This window comes from Ferrimonas aestuarii, from assembly GCF_005116665.1.
GTDB classification, from domain to species: Bacteria; Pseudomonadota; Gammaproteobacteria; order Enterobacterales; family Shewanellaceae; genus Ferrimonas; species Ferrimonas aestuarii.
On sequence record NZ_SWCJ01000023.1, the window covers coordinates 1 to 18121 of the forward strand.

The following is an 18121-nucleotide window of genomic DNA, read 5'->3' on the forward strand; positions in this document are numbered from 1 at the left end:
TATAGACCAGCTCTAAGAGAGGAAGATAGGGTGCAAAACGCTAGTGGCTAGGGTTTGCAAAGAGCGCAGCGAGTAACGCCGAAGGCGGCCGAGCTAGCGAGGGAATCAATCCCTATCTCTCCGCCATTTAAAATTTCTTTGAGCTCGAGTCATGTATAGACCAGCTCTAAGAGAGGAAGATAGGGTGCAAAACGCTAGTGGCTAGGGTTTGCAAAGAGCGCAGCGAGTAACGCCGAAGGCGGCCGAGCTAGCGAGGGAATCAATCCCTATCTCTCCGCCATATTTCAACCCGCTTTTCGCGGGTTTTTTCGTATTTTGATTGGCTTGAAATCACCCTTCGGTCACATACAGATGCGAACATCGCCAACAACCTGACGTCATTCGAGCGTGAAGCCATTGAAAGGGGCAGTTGATGCCTACACATTAAGGGTTCTACTGCTCGGACGATTCTGGCCCAAAATCGTCGTTGGCGTAGAGAAGTGGGCTATAATTTCGGACGGCAAAGTCAGACCAAATTCCGACTTCGGCCGTGAGTAACACATGCGCGATGCCACAGAGATACGCTAACTATCGAAATCATTTGAGGTAGTGCGTATCTTTTGGCATTAAAAGTGGTATACTCCCCCGCCGAAAAGTGACAACGATTGTTTCTTCAGAGAAAAGCAATGACTGATTTATCTAAATACAGAAATATTGGTATCTTCGCACACGTTGATGCCGGTAAAACAACGACTACCGAGCGTATCCTGAAGCTTACCGGTAAGATTCACAAAACCGGTGAAGTACACGACGGTGCTGCTACCACTGACTTCATGGAACAGGAAGCTGAGCGTGGTATTACCATTCAGTCAGCTGCGACTACCTGTTTCTGGAAAGATCACCGCATGAACATCATCGATACTCCAGGACACGTTGACTTCACCGTTGAAGTTTACCGTTCCCTGAAAGTACTTGATGGTGGTGTAGGTGTATTCTGTGGTTCCGGTGGTGTTGAGCCTCAATCCGAAACCAACTGGCGTTACGCTAACGAATCCGAAGTAGCTCGTCTGATCTTCGTGAACAAGCTGGACCGTATGGGTGCAGACTTCTTCCGCGTTGTAGACCAGGTTAAGAACGTATTGGGCGCAAACCCAATGGTTATGACCCTGCCAATCGGTCGTGAAGATGACTTCGTTGGTGTTGTTGACGTACTGAGCCAGAAAGCTTACGTATGGGACGACACTGGCCTGCCAGAAAACTACGAAATCGTAGACATCCCTGCAGACATGGTTGAAGACGCTGCCGCTTACCGCGAAGAGCTGATCGAAATGGCTGTTGAGCAGGACGAAGACCTGATGATGGCTTACATGGACGGCGAAGAGCCTTCTCTGGAAGACATCAAGCGTTGTATCCGTAAGGGTACCCGCGACATGTCCTTCTTCCCAACTTACTGTGGTTCTGCATTTAAGAACAAAGGTGTTCAGCTGGTTCTGGACGCGGTTGTTGATTACCTGCCTAGCCCAACCGAAGTGGACCCACAGCCTCTGACTGATTCAGAGACTGGTGAGCCTACCGGTGAAGTTGCTACCGTTTCTGCAGATGAGCCACTGCGTGCTCTGGCGTTCAAGATCATGGACGACCGCTTCGGTGCTCTGACCTTTATCCGCATCTACTCTGGTGTTATGGAAAAAGGCATGACCATCCTGAACTCTGCTACCGGTAAGACTGAGCGTATTGGCCGTATGGTTGAGATGCACGCTGATGAGCGTAACGAGATCTCTCGTGCTCAAGCGGGTGACATCATCGCCGTTGTTGGTATGAAGAACGTACAGACTGGCCACACCCTGTGTGATGTTAAGCACGAGTGTACTCTTGAGCCAATGATCTTCCCTGAGCCAGTAATCTCCATCGCTGTATCTCCTAAAGATAAGGGCGGCAGTGAGAAGATGGGTATCGCTATCGGTAAGATGGTTGCAGAAGATCCATCCTTCCAGGTTGAAACTGACGAAGATTCCGGCGAAACCATCCTGAAGGGTATGGGTGAGCTGCACTTGGATATTAAAGTAGATATCCTGAAGCGTACCTACGGTGTTGACCTGATTGTTGGTCAGCCTCAGGTTGCTTACCGTGAGACCATCACTACTCCGGTAGAAGATTCTTACACTCACAAGAAGCAGTCTGGTGGTTCTGGTCAGTTCGGTAAGATCGATTACCGCATCAAGCCTGGCGAACCAGGTACTGGCTTCACCTTCACCTCTACTGTTGTTGGTGGTAACGTTCCTAAGGAATTCTGGCCTGCAGTTGAGAAAGGCTTCGCTTCTATGATGGAGCAGGGTGTTCTGGCTGGCTTCCCAGTACTGGACGTTGAAGTTGAGCTGTTCGACGGTGGTTTCCACGCAGTTGACTCCTCTGCTGTTGCTTTCGAAATCGCAGCGAAAGGTGCGTTCCGTCAGTCCATTCCTAAGGCCGGTCCTCAGCTGATCGAACCTATCATGAAGGTTGACGTGTTCACTCCTGAAGATCACGTTGGTGACGTAATCGGTGACTTGAACCGTCGTCGCGGTATGATCAAAGACCAAGAAGCTGGCGCTACTGGCGTTCGCATCAAGGCTGACGTACCTCTGTCCGAAATGTTTGGTTACATCGGTCACCTGCGTACTATGACTTCTGGCCGTGGTCAGTTCTCTATGGAGTTCTCCCACTACATGCCTTGCCCAATGAACGTGGCAGAAGAAGTTATCGCTGAAGTGAAAGCTCGCGAAGCAGCTAAGTAATTTTTAATTACTGACTGTATAAAGCCCTGGCAAATGCCGGGGCTTTTTGCGTTTTAGAGCCAACGAAATTTTCCTATTATCGCTTTGCTTGGTTATGGCGGTATTGATTGTCCGCTGAGCCCTCTTAACTTAATGTTTTAAGATGCAGAGCGTTGACGTTCGTCAGAGAAGCCGTTTTAAGGTAATGCCAATCAAGCCGCTTTGGTTGTTACCTAAGAAGACCAATCCTCCCCTCTATTAAAGGGCTTTTAGCGGAATAGGGGATGGGATAGCATGAAGTGAATGGAAAACAGGCACAAGGAGCTCTCATGCAACCTCACTCTCATACCCCACTTGCGGATTTTGTCGAATATCCCCCACAGGAGATGCTCTCCCGTTCGCAGGCCTATTTAGAACAGCTACGCCGGCGTCACTCTATACGCAGTTTTTCCGATAAACCGGTTGCCCAAGAGGTGATAGAAAACTGCATTTTGGCTGCTGGAAGCGCCCCCAGTGGGGCCAATCATCAGCCCTGGCATTTTGCGGCAATTGGCTCTGCGGAGGTCAAATCGCAGATTCGTGAGCAAGCTGAGCTGCATGAGCGGGGGTTTTATGACGATAAGCGGGCAGGTCAAGAGTGGTTGGATGCGTTAAAGCCTTTGGGCACCGATGCGCAAAAGCCGTATTTAGAGATCGCACCGTGGTTGATTGCGGTATTTTCAAAAAAGCGTGGCGGCATGAGTGACGATGGCGAAACGCAGAACTATTACGTGCATGAAAGCGTTGGTATCGCCACCGGTTTTCTGTTGACGGCCCTACACAATGCTGGTCTTGCAACGTTGACGCATACGCCTAAGCCAATGAGCTTCCTGTCTAAAATCTGTGGGCGTGGTGATAACGAGCGCCCCTATATGCTGATTATCGCCGGCTATCCTGGTGATGATGCGACCATTCCTGCGCATGCTCAGCACAAAAAGAGCCTCGAGGAGATCGCGTCGTTCTTATAGAGCACAACTGGGTTTACCTGAGGCCAATTAAACGCTAGTTTAAATTGATTGAAGAGTAATCAATAAAAGGATTTAGCGGTGTCTCAGTTCAATCATTCAACGGCCGGTTTGGCCGAAACCCATGAGGTGTTTAATCAGGCGCCGCCATTAGAGGGGCATAACCTATATCGCACTGATCAGCCTTTGGTGGATCTCGTTAAGCGAGAGGGAGGGCTGTGGGGGGAATCCCGGATTGATGCCCTTGGAACCCTGCTAGGGCAGAGAGAGTGGCAGCAAAAAGGCTTTCAAGCCAATAACGGCTTGCCTCAGTTTCATTGCCATGATCGCTTTGGCCATCGAATCGACGAGGTTGAGTTTCATCCGGCGTACCATGAGCTAATGGCATTGGCGATTGAGCACAAGATTCCAACTCTGCCGTGGACAGAGCCTAAGCAGGGCGCCCATGTGGTGCGCATGGCGCTGGGCTATCTTTACAACCAAAATGAGGCGGGCAGCGCTTGCCCGTTGACCATGACTTTCGCTGCCGTCCCGCCTTTGGCTAAAAATTCACAAGTAGCGGGAGAATGGCTGCAAAAGCTGCTGCACGGTCGCTACGATCCGGCTAATCGTCCTGTGTCTGAGAAAGCCGGGGTCACCATCGGCATGGCGATGACCGAAAAGCAGGGCGGCACCGACGTGCGTGCCAATACCACCACAGCTAAGCCACTTTCCGGTAATGATTACGAGATTGTTGGTCATAAATGGTTCTGCTCGGCGCCGATGTGCGATGGTTTTCTGACTCTGGCCCAAGCGCCTGGCGGCCTAACCTGTTTCCTATTGCCAAGATGGCGTCCTAATGGCGATAAGAACCAATTCTACGTTCAGCGTCTTAAGAATAAGATGGGTAACAAGGCCAATGCCTCGTCGGAAGTAGAGTTTCGTTGCGCCCTTGGCTGGCGCCTTGGGGATGAAGGCCGAGGTGTCGCCACCATTATCGAGATGGTGGCATTAACTCGCTATGACTGCATGATTGGTTCAACCGGCCTCATGCGTCAGGCGCTGTCTCAGGTGGTTCATCATATTCAGCATCGTAGCGTTATGGGTAAAACGCTGATTGACCAACCTTTGATGCAGAACGTGGTGGCCGATCTCTGCCTTGAGGTGGAGGCCGCTTTAGCCATGACAGGGCGAGTGGCCTATGCATTGGATAGATCTGATGATGGTTTTGAGCAGAACCTAGTGCGACTGACTACTGCCGTAGGCAAATATTGGATCTGTAAACGAGCCACCAGCCACATCGGTGAGGCTCAAGAGTGCATTGGAGGCATTGGTTATGTGGAGGAAAGTATCCTGCCTCGTCTCTATCGGGAAGCGCCAGTCAATTCCATCTGGGAGGGCAGCGGAAACGTGCAATGCTTGGATGTGCTGCGCGCGGTTGCTAAAACCCCGGAGTCCATTGAGTGTTTCTTTGAAGAGCTGGAAAGATACCAGGGCCAGATAGCGCTGTTCGATGCCTACCTAAACGACACCAAGCAGCACTATGCCAAACTGCAAGATCCCCAATATGAAGCTCGGTTTATGGTAGAACGTTTGGCGAAGTCGATGCAGGCGGCGCAGCTTATCCGTGCCGATAATCCCGTGATTGCAGAGGCGTTTTGCCAAAGTCGCCTAGGAGAGCTGCGAGGGTTAAATTATGGGAATCTGCCTTTAGGCATCGATTGCCGTGCGATTATCGACCGAGCAATGCCGCAGCTGTGACCGAGTTGGCGCGAAAAGCGCCACTCGCACGCTTAGGGGTTTACATCTACCTGAGGGTTTCATATTATTCGCCGCGTTGGAGAGATGGCTGAGTGGTTGAAAGCACCGGTCTTGAAAACCGGCAAGGGTTAATAGCCCTTCTAGGGTTCAAATCCCTATCTCTCCGCCATATTTAAAAACCCGCCTAACTGGCGGGTTTTGTCGTTTTTAGGTTTGGAAAAGGTGAGATAGGGTGCAGCACCCTAGTATGGGTTCCAACGAGCGCAGCGAGTAATGCCGCTTGCGGCGGCCGAGCTTGCGAGGGAATCAATCCCTATCTCTCCGCCATATTTAAAAACCCGCCTAACTGGCGGGTTTTGTCGTTTTTAGGTTTGGAAAAAGTGAGATAGGGTGCAGCACCCTAGTTAGGGTTCCAACGAGCGTAGCGAGTAACGCCGCTTGCGGCGGCCGAGCTTGCGAGGGAATCAATCCGCTCATTCATATTTGCTCCGTCAAACAACAAAAAACCGACTAACAGACGGGTTTTGTTGAACATCACTTAGTGCGTCGGCGCAAGCAAGTGCCATTGAGACTGTAGCTTTCAGCTCCGGTAGGACACACACCTGCAGCGCCAATCGCAATTTTGCACTTAATCTGTCTTGAAACTCCCGTCACAATAGCGCCATCACTCCGAATAGTTGACTGATTTTAGGTTGGCCTAACATTACAACGCATTGTATTTGTGGGTTTATATCGCAATTTGAGTAATAAAAGGACTGGTCGGTTCAGTGCGGTACGCGTTTGTTACAGTTTTTCTCCATAAAAGGCGTTAAAATGTTGCCCCAGCATTTACAATGCGCACCTTGCAGTCAAAATGAACGATGCTAAGGTGAATTAGCTTGTTTGCTAGTCGAATATACTGATTTTTAATAAGAAATCCTGAGGCTTAGGCACAGAATTTCTCCAGGGGGTTGTGGGTGACAGAGCTTAATCGCTCATGGTTGGATGAGTCCTGTGTGACCGAGTTAACCATCGAATGGTGCGCTTGCGCTGACATGCTGGCTCGCTTTGCAATGACAACTGTGGCGGTCATTCAGATTGAGTCCGACTCTTCACCATCGGTGCTATGCCAGTCCGGCAAAGATAGTGACATTGACGCCATATTGGCGCAGCTCAGTGATGAGCTTACCGCATCGTTAAACTACACCGCTCCTAAGCTCAGACCCAAACCGCTGCATGCGCGAGAGCTTTACTACCCGAACGGCGTGCAGTTTGGGTTTTTGTGCCTATATGGGCTGGTTGGGCTCAATGAAGATGTACTGCGCCTGATAGACAACACCGTGGGCAGGATGGAAAACGATCTGGCCAAGGCGATGAAGCAGGCACGAACCGACCTTCCTGAGAAACTTAATGCCGATTCTCAGATAAGCCTGAACCATTTCATCAATAGCTTTGAAGATCAGATCTGGGTCAAGGACACCCAAGGTCATTATGTGGCTGCAAACCAAAGTGTAAAGGATCTCTGGCAGCGTGACCCTGTGGGCATGAGCGATACCGAACTCTTTGGCCCAGAGCGCGCCGCCTTGTTCGAAACTGCCGACAATCAAGTGATCCGCCTTTGCCGACAGATGGTGGTAGAGGAGTGTGCAGACCCCTACGATCCAGACCAAAAAACCTGGTTGGAGACCTTTAAAAGCCCAATCTTTAATGAGCAAGGTACCTTGCTCGGGGTCATCGGCATGACCCGTAACATCACCCAGCGCAAAGTGTTTCAAGAGCAGCTGAATCTCGCGGCTACCGTGTTTGCTAACTCGGCGGAAGGGGTATTAATCACCGATCATCGTGGCACCATCATCGAGGTTAACGAGGCCTTTTGTAGTATTACCGGATTCAGCCGAGAAGAGGCGCTGTCGAAGAACCCCAGAATTTTGAATTCAGGCTGTCACCAGCCCGAGTTTTACCAGCGTATGTGGCAGGAGATGCTGGAAACGGGTCAGTGGAAGGGCGAAATCTGGAACCGTCGAAAGGATGGTACCTTGTACCCGCAGACGTCAACTCATTCTGCGGTTTATGGCGACGATGGCCGAGCGCGCTATTTTGTGGGGATCTTTTCCGACATTTCTCAGCAAAAGCAGACGGAAGAGCGCCTAGAGCACATGGCCTACCACGATCCTTTAACGGGATTGCCTAATCGCGCTCAGATGCATACTCGGTTGGATGACGAGATCTATCGAGCCAGTCGCGATAACAGTGAACTGGCGGTGATCTTTATTGATGTTGACCACTTCAAGCTTATTAATGACAGCCGAGGCCATCTGGTTGGCGATGAGGTGCTGTGTGAGTTGGCGTCTCGTCTTAAAAGCCGAGTTCGAAAGTCCGATACCGTCGCACGAATTGGCGGCGATGAATTTGTACTGATTCTGCCTAATATCAATGGAGCCCATGCGGCGGCAAACATTGCCAATAGCCTGATGACGTTGTTCCAAAAGCCCGTGGTACTGAGCTCAGAAGAGAACTTGAACCTCACTGGCAGTATGGGGATCGCACTTTATCCTCAGGACGGTGATAATCGAGACAAACTGATCCGTAATGCGGATGCGGCAATGTACCGGGCTAAGCAGCAAGGTCGCAACAACTACGCGTTCTATACCCATGCGTTAACCGAGCAGTCCAAAGCCCATCTTAAGATGCAAAGCGCCCTTCATTCTGCGCTGCCGAATGATGAGCTGTCTTTGGTGTATCAACCGCAATTTGATCTGCTGAGCCGCAAGATCGTGGGCATAGAGGCTCTGGTGCGTTGGCACTCTAACGAGTTGGGTGAGGTGTCACCCGCTGATTTTATTCCAGCAGCAGAGCGCATAGGCCTAGTGGATGAAATTGGGTTTTGGGTATTGAACCAAGCCTGTAAGCAGGGGTTAGAGTGGCTCAAGCAGGGGCTGGAATTTGGTCGTATTGCGGTGAATGTTGCTGGCCCACAACTGCTTAGTGGCAATTTTGTCGACACGGTTCGCAAAGCCATTGATCACAGTGGCTACCCGGCATCGGCGTTGGAGCTGGAGCTCACCGAGAGTTTTATGATTCAAAATCCAGAAGAGTCGATTGAGCAACTGTGCCAACTGCGGCAGATGGGCATTCAGATCTCCATCGATGATTTTGGTACTGGTTACTCCTCGTTGAGCTACCTGAAGAAACTGCCTCTGAATACGCTAAAAATTGATCAGAGTTTCATCAGTGGCATCCCCGCGGATCAAGACAGCCGAGCCATTGCACAAGCCATCATCTCCATGGGGCACTCCCTGTCATTGACGGTCATTGCTGAGGGCGTCGAGAATCACGAACAGGCGGAATTCCTCCAGCAGAGTGGCTGCTTATTGGCACAGGGCTTTCTGTTCAGTAAACCCTTGTCTGCCGACAAGATGGAAATGCTGTTATCTGCCCCCGTGTTCTCATGAAGCTCGCCAAATGGCGAGCTTCGTCGGTAACTGCTGTCTATCTATTAGCAGCGCCAGTTTCCTGAATCGTTTGAGCCTCTTTGGTGGTGGCTTTGGCAGTGTGGCTGTACCAGTCCACATGACGGGTAATCATCATCACAAAACCCAAAATGGCCAAGCAGAGTAGGGTACCCATCAGCAGCGCATAGTTTTCTGCCTGCAGCAGTCCGAATAGCATCCCATAAAGGGTCAACAGCCCCGCGCCGAACAGCGTACCGTGGTTGCGATTACTTAGCACTCCACCGACGTACAGACTGAGCAAAACGGTGGACACCATCACTGACACGCCGTAAGCCCAGTTAAAGCCGATGTGTTCGCTTAACGAGATAAGCAAAGAGTAAAACAGCGCCAGCGCCAACCCCACAAACCCATATTGAATGGGATGGATGGGCCGCGCTTGAAACAGCTCTAGCAGAAAGAAGCTGGCAAACACCAGTGTGATGACCAAAATTGAGTAATTCACGGCTCGGTGAGACTTCAGGTAGTGATCGACAGGATCAATCAAGCTCACTCCCATCTGCCTCTGCTCCAGTTTGTCGCAGTTGTCGTTATTGGAGAGGCAGTTCTGAAACAGCTGAGCGATGTTGGTGGAGAAGTTATTACTGGACCACTGAGCGTCAAAGCCATGTTCCGAGATGGTTGAGGAAACCGGCAGATAGTCGCCCACAAAGCTTGGGTGCGGCCAAGAGGAGGCGAGTTCTACCGTGGTGGTGTTGCCAATGGGCGTTATCTGCAACTTTCCCATTCCCATTAAGAGGAAATTTAAGTCAAAGCTCAGCGGTTTATCGGTATCTAATTCGTTGATATCAAGTTGGCTGTGAAACCCCTGCGGGATTGCATTTAGCCGTGTTCCAGGGGTAAGCGAGATTGGCGTATCTGCCAACTTCATCTCATCTAGCCGCACTAGTCCGCGGCTGTCTTTGATGCCCACCACTAGGGTAACGGCATCGATATCAAACTGTTTGAGCGGCTCCAATTGGCGAAGGTCAAATTGCCCTTTAATGTTGGTTTGTGCTCGGTACATGTGGGCTTGATAGATGCCGCGATATTTGTCAAAGGTGTCTAAATCTGCCGCTAATTCGAAGGCATCCGGTAAGACAAATGCACTGCGCTCGGTAGGGTAGGCTTTGCCATCGATGTGTCGGGTTTGAGTGTAATCCACCACAATAAAGGGGCCGATGATGCGCTGCTCGCCGGCGTTACTGCGGGCGATGTCGTTTCTCACTTCATCTTGGCGATAGGAGCGTTCAGAGATCAGCCCGCTGATCATTGAAATGGGGATCTGCAGCAGGATGAACAGGCCGAGAACCAGGGCGAACTTTACGCCCAGAGGGTTATCAAGAATTTTTTTCATTATCGAGTCTCCATTGCGAATAGACACAGTGTAAATTCGCCATTTGGAGAACGAATGGAGCTAATGTGGAGTTTTTATGGAGTTGGCAGTTTTATGGTTACCGCCACCCCGTTAGGCACGTTGTCGATCATCACCTCGCCGCCGTGGAGCTTCGCCACCTGCTCAACGAAGTTAAGCCCCAAACCAGTGCTTTTTTGTCCATTACCCCGCGCTAGGGAGTAGAAGCGCTCGGTCACTCGAGGTAGCGCATAATCGGGAATATGAGGCCCTTGATTAAACACCGATAAGGCGATGCCTGTGGCATCGGATCTCACTGTCCAGCGAATCTGCCCTTTAGGAGAAACGAAATCTAGAGCGTTGTCCATTAGGTTAAATAGCGCTTGTTTGAGCAAAAATGGATCCCCTTTAACGGACTGCTGTGGTGTGGCGTCTACTGTGCAATCGATGGATTTCGCAACCAGGCGAGCGTCAGCAGCGGCAGTAATTTCGCTGAGGGTTTGCTGAATTGGCACTACGCTTACCGACTCCAGCGCTAGGCGTTTTTCCAACCGTGCTAGCTCCAGTAATTTATCGATCAGTGCCTGCATACGATCGCTTTCCCGTTCGATGTTGGCTGCGAAGCGCTGTGTTTTGGCTTGGGGGAGTGGCATCTGCAGAATTTCACTGGCCCCTTTGATGGCGGAAAGCGGGCTTTTCAATTCGTGAGTTAAGGTTTGCACATACTCTTCAACATACTGCTTGCCATCAAGCTGATTACGCATCTCCTCGAGGGCATTACTGAGGGTGTCGTACTCATAAAACACGCGAAATGCAGGTTTCTCCGCTTTTTGCCCTTTACCCATTTGGTGGGCGTAATCTTCCAGTTTTCTCAGTGCAGAGTGGGTACGCCAGGCGAATAGCCCCGCCACAATCAATACCAGAGCGCTCATCCACACCATCCAGAACCACACGTTGCGTTTGGACTGATCCAGAAAGGGCTGCACCGAGCGATTGGATTTGGCTACGGTGACGCTGCCGATGATGTCGTTGTTATGGTAGATCGGAGCCGCCACATGCATGACGGTAGAGAGCGGGTCGTCGGGATCTTCGATGGTGCTGCGAGCACCGTATTTACCCCTAAGGGTCAGGTAAACGTCGTTCCATTGAGAGTAGTCTTTTCCCACATCTTGTTGCCAAGAGTCGGCAATAACGATGCCCTGCTTATTGGTGATGTAGATGCGGTGGTTTATCGCCTTTTTGCCGACTTCCCAGATGCGCGCTTTGGGATCGCGCTGCCCATAGGCGGTGAGCAGTTTCGAGAAGTGACTTTCCGAGATCTGGTCGTTGGCTACTGCGTCTTCTGCAAGCACTGCCAGCAGATTAGCCATGTCGACCAGCGTCTCTTCGGTGGTTTGGCGCACGGTGGGCTTAAGCTCTTGAATCACCGTTTGGCTAATCAGGTAGGCGGTTAGGGCGATCAGCACAAAATAGAGCGAAAACAGCCTCAGTCCTAGGGGAATTTTAGGCCAGCGCAATGTCATTCTCCCTTGGGGCTGTAAAAGTAACCAAAGCCCCGTTTGGTGCTCAAGTGTTGAGCCAGCCCAACGGGTTTGAGCTTATTGCGAATGGCTTTGATGTGACTGTCGATGTTGCGCTCATACAGGCTCTCTGGTGGCATGTCGGCGGCGATCATCAACTGTTCTCGGCTAAGCACATTGGGTGAGCTGGCAATAAGCTTTTGCAAGATCTTAAATTCGGCAGCGGTCAGTCCGAGCGCCTGTTCGCCAACCTGGTAATCGAAATTGTTTGCCACCAATTCGAGGTTGGTGGCGATGGTTGGCTGAGCAGCAGATTCCACTTTTGTCTTGGCTTTGATGCGCAGTTTGATTCGCGCTAATAGCTCTCTGGGGCTAAAAGGCTTGGTGACGTAATCGTCCGCGCCAATCTCAAGTCCAACCACTCGGTCGATCTCATCGCTTCTGGCGGTAAGAAAGATGATCGGCAGATCGGAAAAGCCGCGGATGGTTTTGCACAGCTCAAAGCCGCTGCCGTCCGGTAACCCGACGTCCAAAACCAGCAGTGCGGCGTGGTGCTGCGTTAAATAGTCAAGGCCTTCGCTGCCAGTGCTAAACCACTGCACTGGATACCCGTCCATCTCTAAAACATGGATAAGGTTTTCAGCAATGGCGGGTTCATCTTCGATGATGACAACGGGTAACGGATTACTCAAAAGGATCACTCTGTTTGGGGCAACTGCCAAATAACGGCAGTGAAATTAATGAATTATGCAGGTTAATTTATCACTGTGGAAACCGAGTCTCCAATGGTTGAGCCAAAGATTGCTGATGCGCTTTAAGCACACATGGTAAACCCAATGCTCTGAGGGGAATCACCATCAGAGAGGGGCGGCTAAATACGGGGCGATGTTAATTCCTTGCTGCTCTGATTCGGGTAAAAAGGCTTTGGCGTAGTCCAGATAAACGCCACTGGTGAGCAGCAACTCGAACAGGTCGACATCAATGTGCCCGCTGTGAGCCATCTTATGCAAGATCGCCACGGTTTCCGGCAAGGTCTTTGCGCTTTTGTAGGGGCGATCGGATGCCGTTAATGCTTCAAAGATGTCGGCAATGGCCAGAATCCGCTCTGGAATCGATAACGTCGCTTCATTGAGGCCTCGAGGGTAGCCGTCGCCAATAAGGGTTTCGTGATGGGTGGTAGCCCAGCGCGGAACCCGCTTTAACTCTGGAGGAAAGGGAATCCCCTCGAGCAGCTTGATGCCGGTGATCATGTGCTCGTTAATTTTATAGCGCTCTTCTGGTGTTAAGGTGCCTCGGCGCACGCTGAGGTTGTAGAGCTCGCCTTGGTTGTATAGGTGCGTTGGCGTTGCCATGGTGACTCCTAAAGAGGGCGGTGGAGTCTGGCTAGTCTGACGCTCAATGATGTGCTCGTGTTTGTCCCTTAGCAGTGTCTCTGGTGCTGGAGTCGCTACGTATTGCTGCCGTGACTGCTCAGCTAAGGACAATCCTAAACTGGCATCGAAGTAACGGGTCCAAGGCTGCTCCCCTATTGTGCGAAGCTGCTCAATGTCTGCATCTGTCATCAACTCCGACCCCATATTGCTGTTAGCGATGAGGGCAAATTGGGTTTGCAGCCGCTGATAATCCTCGTTGAGCAGGACTTCAGGGCAGAATTCGTGGGCCTCTATTTGCAACTCGTTTAAAAGGTGCGCTATCTGTAGGTCACGCCACAACACTTCGAATCGTGTGCGCACTTCGTGGATGCGGTTGTAATTGGTTTCCAGCTTGGTGCCTTTGTCGACCACGTGTTCCGGAGTGGCAATTTTGCCACAGTCGTGCAGCCAGCAGGCGATGCGAAACTCACGGCGCTCGTCGTCGTTGGCAAAGCTAAAATTGGCAAGCGAGCCCTCGGTTTTGGCTTCGGCGGCTCCAGCTAGCATCAGCGCCAGCTCAGGCACTCGTCTGCAGTGGCTGGCAGTATAGGGGGATTTTTCGTCGATGGCCTTGGCGATCAGCTCAATCATAGAGTCAAACAGTTCATTTTGCTGACGTTCATATTGTTTGAATGACTGGGCGGCGCCGTGGATAGCGAGCCCCAGTTGGTGGCTCTCTTCAATTTGTGAGTGCACTCGCGATACGCCATCGAACTGGCGTTGGTTTATAAGTTCAACTTGTTGTTTTAGCGCATTGATGGGCTTTGAAATGGGGATGGCCATCATCCACGCTAGCGGCAATAATAGCGCTAACACGAACACGGAAGCCAAGGTCGATAACAGTACGCCCTCTGTCAGCCCCGCCATAACGTAGGTTTTGGGCACAATGATGGCCAAGAACTCTGAGTTGGCTCGGTTGAGGGGAGCAATAAATAGATAGCGCTTTTTTCCATTTAGCCTGACTAGATTCACCGCATTTAGGTAGCGGGTATCGCCGGCAAAGGTGAGCAGCTCTTTGTAGGGCACAAAAGTGTGTCTGGACTGGGCAACGGTGGCTCCAAACCATTTCTGTTCAAGCTGCTGATGTTGGGATGGGGTGATCCGTGCCAGAGCAAGGTCGATCAGTTCGCCCACTTCTGCCAGTTCATCTCGAATTAGGTAATGAAAGCTCTCTGAGAGCAGTTCGGTGGTGACTGGGTGTAAAGACAAGCCCTGACGAAATTGCTCCTGCACATTGACCTCCAGCACTTGCTTTACATCCAGCACTGCGTCCACGTCTGATTGTTCTAGGGCGTTGATGGCGTCATTGACAGAGTCGAAATAGACTAAACGGGCATCAGGGTATTGAGCCTTAAATTTACCAATGATGTTCCAGCCTTTTGACAGTCCAACTCTGGCATGTTTGATGGTTTCTAGATTTTGAATCTGCTGATTGTCGTCGCTTACCAACAGCGCATACTGATTGGCAAAAAGCTTGGCTCCCACGGTGTGCGTGCCACTTAAGCGTGCGTCGAAGTTGATCGAATGCAATAGATCAATGTGGCCGTCGTTGTAGTCTTGACTCAGTTCATCCCAAGAGCTGCCGTTAACAAAATCAAACCTAAGCCCGGTCATCGTCGATACCATTTTTAACAGGTCGACGGCGTAGCCGCTGGGGCGTCCACCGATGCTGTAGTCAAAGGGAGCCCAATCTGATTGATTAGAGAGATTTAATACCGGCGTTTTTGCCACTAGCTCCTGCTGTTGAAAGGTCAACAGCATGGGAGAAACCTGAGGCGGGGTATCCAGTTGCGCTTTGTTGTCACGGTTGCTGCCAATGAGTTGGCCACTGGATTGATAGATGTACGCTTGGGCTTCGGGAGGCTGGTTGTTGTTCACGAAGCGGTGTCGCAATTGGGCTTCGAGAGAATGCAGCAGTACATCCACCACAACCACGATATCCGTGCCTGCAACCTTGATAGAGTAGCTCTCACCGGACTCTTTCATGGTGTGAAACAGGTATGGGCGGCTCTTGTAGACTTGGTTTTCGATGGCGTTTTCAAACCAACTGCGTTTGGTTGGCAGAAAGTTACTTTGCTCCTCAATGGCTCGACGTACTTGGAACTGCCTGTCGAAAAATATCTTGGTACGGTGGCGCGCGCGTTTATCGCCGGTGTGGCTCACGACCAACCAAGCATCGCCCTCATTGGCTTTTACCCGCTCTCGAACGTGCTCACTGTGCAAACTTATCAGCTGGAAAAAGTTATTATTCGAAAGCGCCACAGCAACGCTATGCAGTCCTGAGTCGTGGGCCAATAGTTTGGATAACGGCAGTAAAATTTCCGGTTTTGGTTCGGTGACGCCAATCAACGAGACCAACTGCGCGCCGCTTTTGGCGGCATTTTCTGCCACGGTTTGCATACGGCTTAAGTGGCCAGAGACGTTATGTGCAATCCCTTGATACTGTGTCAGCGTGTTCTGAAGCTCTGACTTTCGGGCGAAGTAGTACTGCAGTGAGATGGCAACAGTGGCGGTGATGAGGGTGCAAGCAACCAGCATCAGCCCTAATGCGGTGCGAATCGAGATACGGCGATAATGAGTGGAAAATGAAAACATCAGCAACGTCAGAGTGAGCTCCCAATTAAGGCGCGGGAGTATTGATTAAGTTGCCGCCGAAAGCCATCAAATTCAGAAGGTAAGCACTAAATAATGTTAACCCCATCATGATTAAGTTTCATAGTGGGCTGTGGCGATTCCAGTTGAGTGCGAATCGGCTCGTCATACGCTGCACATTTTGTCTCTGGGCGCTGTCCCCAGTGGTTTCGGTCATCGATTAACGGGCAGCGTTAAACTGTTATAGGTTAAAACTCATTTTCTGTATCTATTATAGGTCAGGGGCGCACCTTATAATTCGCAGCAGAATCAGTTTGATGCTTGATAGTGACCGTTCGTAGTGGACGTAAAGGATGAGCGATTAACGGGACGTTGTGGTAACAGCTAAGGCCATGAGCGAGGTTTCATCTATTGAGTCAAATCTAAGAAACTCTGTCGGAGACACCTATGAGCCCAATTAAATCTGCTGCAACTCGTGCGTTGTCCTTAATGGATCTGACCACGTTGAATGACCATGATACTGAGCAGGACATCATCGAACTGTGCAAACGCGCCAAAACCCCTGTCGGAAACACCACGTCGGTGTGTATCTATCCTCGCTTTGTCCCCATTGCCAAAAAACAGCTTCGTCTCCAAGGCACCCAAGACATTCGCGTGGTGACGGTAACCAATTTTCCCCACGGTAATGACGACGTTGATATTGCCGTGGCAGAGACTCGAGCGGCGCTGATGTACGGCGCCGATGAAGTGGACGTGACCTTTCCATATCGTGCCTTGATGGCGGGTGATGACAAGGTGGGATTTGAGATGGTGAAACAGTGTAAAGCAGCCTGTGGTGATACCCCGCTTAAAGTGATTCTGGAAACCGGCGAACTCAAAACGCCGGAGCTAATCAGAAAGGCATCGGAAATCTCAATCAGAGCGGGGGCGGATATGATCAAAACCTCTACGGGAAAGGTGCCGGTTAACGCCACTCCTGAGGCTGCCAAGATTATGCTGTCGGTCATCAAAGAGATGAAAGTGCAAGACTATGTTGGCTTTAAGGCCTCGGGTGGCGTTCAGTCTGCTGAGGTGGCAAAGCTCTATTTGGATATGGCTGATGAGATGTTTGGGCGCGATTGGGCCAGCAGCAAAATGTACTATCGTTTCGGCGCATCCAGCTTGCTATCAAACCTGCTTTATACCCTCGGTGAGGGGGAGCAACAAAGCAGCAGTGGTTATTAACTCAAGACTGTCTCCTTGATGGCGCAAGGTTAATAGAGGGGAAGCTGAAGTCAATTGCGATAGGCGGATGAGCGGGCACAGGTATACTGCCCGCCATCGCCTAGGCTCAGATGTTTAGCTCTGACTGTGCTTGGCTTTGATGTATTGCCCTGGGGTCATGCCGGTATGGTCTTTAAAGGCCCGAGTAAAGTGAGACTGGTCGTTAAACCCCAGCTCATGGCTAATGGCGGCGATGTTGGGTGAGTCGAGACTCAGCTTCTGCATTGCTAATTCCATGCGTTTACTCAGCAAGTATTGGTATGGGGTCACCCCGACACACTTTTTAAACTCCCGCAGAAAATAGAACTTGCTGCAGCGCAGCAGCTCTGCAAAATCATCCACCGAAATCGGTTTGCCGATATTCTCCATGATGAACGCATCGACCTTATCCACCTGGGTTTGATCAAACTTTGAGGCGCTCTGCTTGGCCTGTTGCAGGTCGATAAAATTGGAGTAGTTTTGAATGTAGTGGCCAGAGAGCAGCGACACTAGCCCGCTTAAGTAGGTGTTGCCGTTGCGGCCTTTGGCGATTATCTCCAGGACGAACAGCTCAATGATGCCACGAATGCTTGGATCGCTGACGTTGTAGTTATTCAAAAACTGCAGCGGCAGGTTGCCTATGGGCAGCGGGCAGTTGTCTAAAAACAGCTTCTCTTCAATGGCCAAAATAATGAAGTGGCATGGCTCGGATATCTCGTGGGTAAAAGGCGTAGTGGGCGGGTTGATCCAGATGTCATCAGTCACCGCCTTAATCGCCTCGGCATCATCGCCTGTGCCAACGTTCCAGTTCAGCTCTTTATCCAATGCTACCGCAAAATAAAAGTAGGGGGTGTAGACGTTGGTTGGGTAAAAGTGAGGCGAACGGCCCTTCTCTAAAATGACTCCTTGCCAATCCAGTTTGTGGCTAGAGAACTCAATTTCTAGTACCTCACCGCAGTCGGACGGGCTGTGATTGTCATAGTGAATAAACTGAAGTTTGGATCTCATCGGCGTCTATCTGAGGCGGTCTGTTATGGGTTAAGCCTACCTCGTTTGCA

The 18121-nt window shown here is 50.8% G+C and carries 10 protein-coding genes and 1 tRNA gene; 6 read left to right on the plus strand and 5 right to left on the minus strand.

Annotated features, from left to right (window positions below; translation table 11 throughout):
- Nucleotides 1–665: 665 nt before the first annotated feature.
- The 5 genes from fusA to FCL42_RS19545 all read left to right on the plus strand — a co-directional run bounded on the left by fusA (nt 666) and on the right by FCL42_RS19545 (nt 8907).
- Nucleotides 666–2753 carry an elongation factor G gene (gene fusA / locus FCL42_RS19525; RefSeq protein WP_136865115.1) on the plus strand — a complete coding sequence of 696 codons (2088 nt, stop codon included), beginning with the start codon at nt 666–668 and terminating at the stop codon, nt 2751–2753.
- Nucleotides 2754–3061: 308 nt separating this feature from the next.
- Nucleotides 3062–3739: a nitroreductase family protein gene (locus FCL42_RS19530; protein ID WP_136865116.1), complete on the plus strand. Its 678-nt coding sequence runs from the start codon at nt 3062–3064 to the stop codon at nt 3737–3739.
- A 78-nt stretch (nt 3740–3817) separates the two neighbouring features.
- On the plus strand, nt 3818–5476 hold the full coding sequence (locus FCL42_RS19535; RefSeq protein ID WP_205729303.1) for an acyl-CoA dehydrogenase family protein: 1659 nt from the start codon (nt 3818–3820) through the stop codon (nt 5474–5476).
- A gap of 78 nt (nt 5477–5554) precedes the next feature.
- Nucleotides 5555–5645, plus strand: a tRNA-Ser gene (locus tag FCL42_RS19540).
- Between the two features lie 787 nt (nt 5646–6432).
- A complete protein-coding gene (locus tag FCL42_RS19545) occupies nt 6433–8907 on the plus strand; it encodes a sensor domain-containing protein (RefSeq protein ID WP_136865117.1) in 2475 nt (824 codons plus the stop codon).
- 37 nt (nt 8908–8944) lie between these two features.
- Here the strand turns inward: FCL42_RS19545 and creD are convergent, their stop codons facing one another.
- From creD to FCL42_RS19565, 4 genes are all read right to left on the minus strand, one after another.
- Nucleotides 8945–10300: a cell envelope integrity protein CreD gene (gene creD / locus FCL42_RS19550; protein WP_136865118.1), complete on the minus strand. Its 1356-nt coding sequence runs from the start codon at nt 10298–10300 to the stop codon at nt 8945–8947.
- A 74-nt stretch (nt 10301–10374) separates the two neighbouring features.
- A complete protein-coding gene (creC, locus tag FCL42_RS19555) occupies nt 10375–11820 on the minus strand; it encodes a two-component system sensor histidine kinase CreC (protein ID WP_136865119.1) in 1446 nt (481 codons plus the stop codon).
- A complete protein-coding gene (locus FCL42_RS19560) occupies nt 11817–12509 on the minus strand; it encodes a response regulator (RefSeq protein ID WP_136865120.1) in 693 nt (230 codons plus the stop codon). The genes creC and FCL42_RS19560 overlap by 4 nt, the downstream gene beginning before the upstream one ends.
- 165 nt (nt 12510–12674) lie before the next feature.
- Nucleotides 12675–15824, minus strand: a complete 3150-nt coding sequence (locus FCL42_RS19565) for an HD domain-containing phosphohydrolase (RefSeq protein ID WP_205729304.1) — start codon at nt 15822–15824, stop codon at nt 12675–12677.
- A gap of 444 nt (nt 15825–16268) precedes the next feature.
- Between FCL42_RS19565 and deoC the strand changes: the two genes are divergently transcribed.
- Entirely contained in the window at nt 16269–17045 is a 777-nt protein-coding gene (gene deoC, locus FCL42_RS19570; protein WP_136865121.1) for a deoxyribose-phosphate aldolase, read from the plus strand.
- A gap of 114 nt (nt 17046–17159) precedes the next feature.
- Here deoC and FCL42_RS19575 read toward each other — a convergent pair whose 3' ends face one another.
- Nucleotides 17160–18071, minus strand: a complete 912-nt coding sequence (locus tag FCL42_RS19575) for a helix-turn-helix domain-containing protein (protein WP_136865122.1) — start codon at nt 18069–18071, stop codon at nt 17160–17162.
- Between the last annotated feature and the right edge of the window lie 50 nt (nt 18072–18121).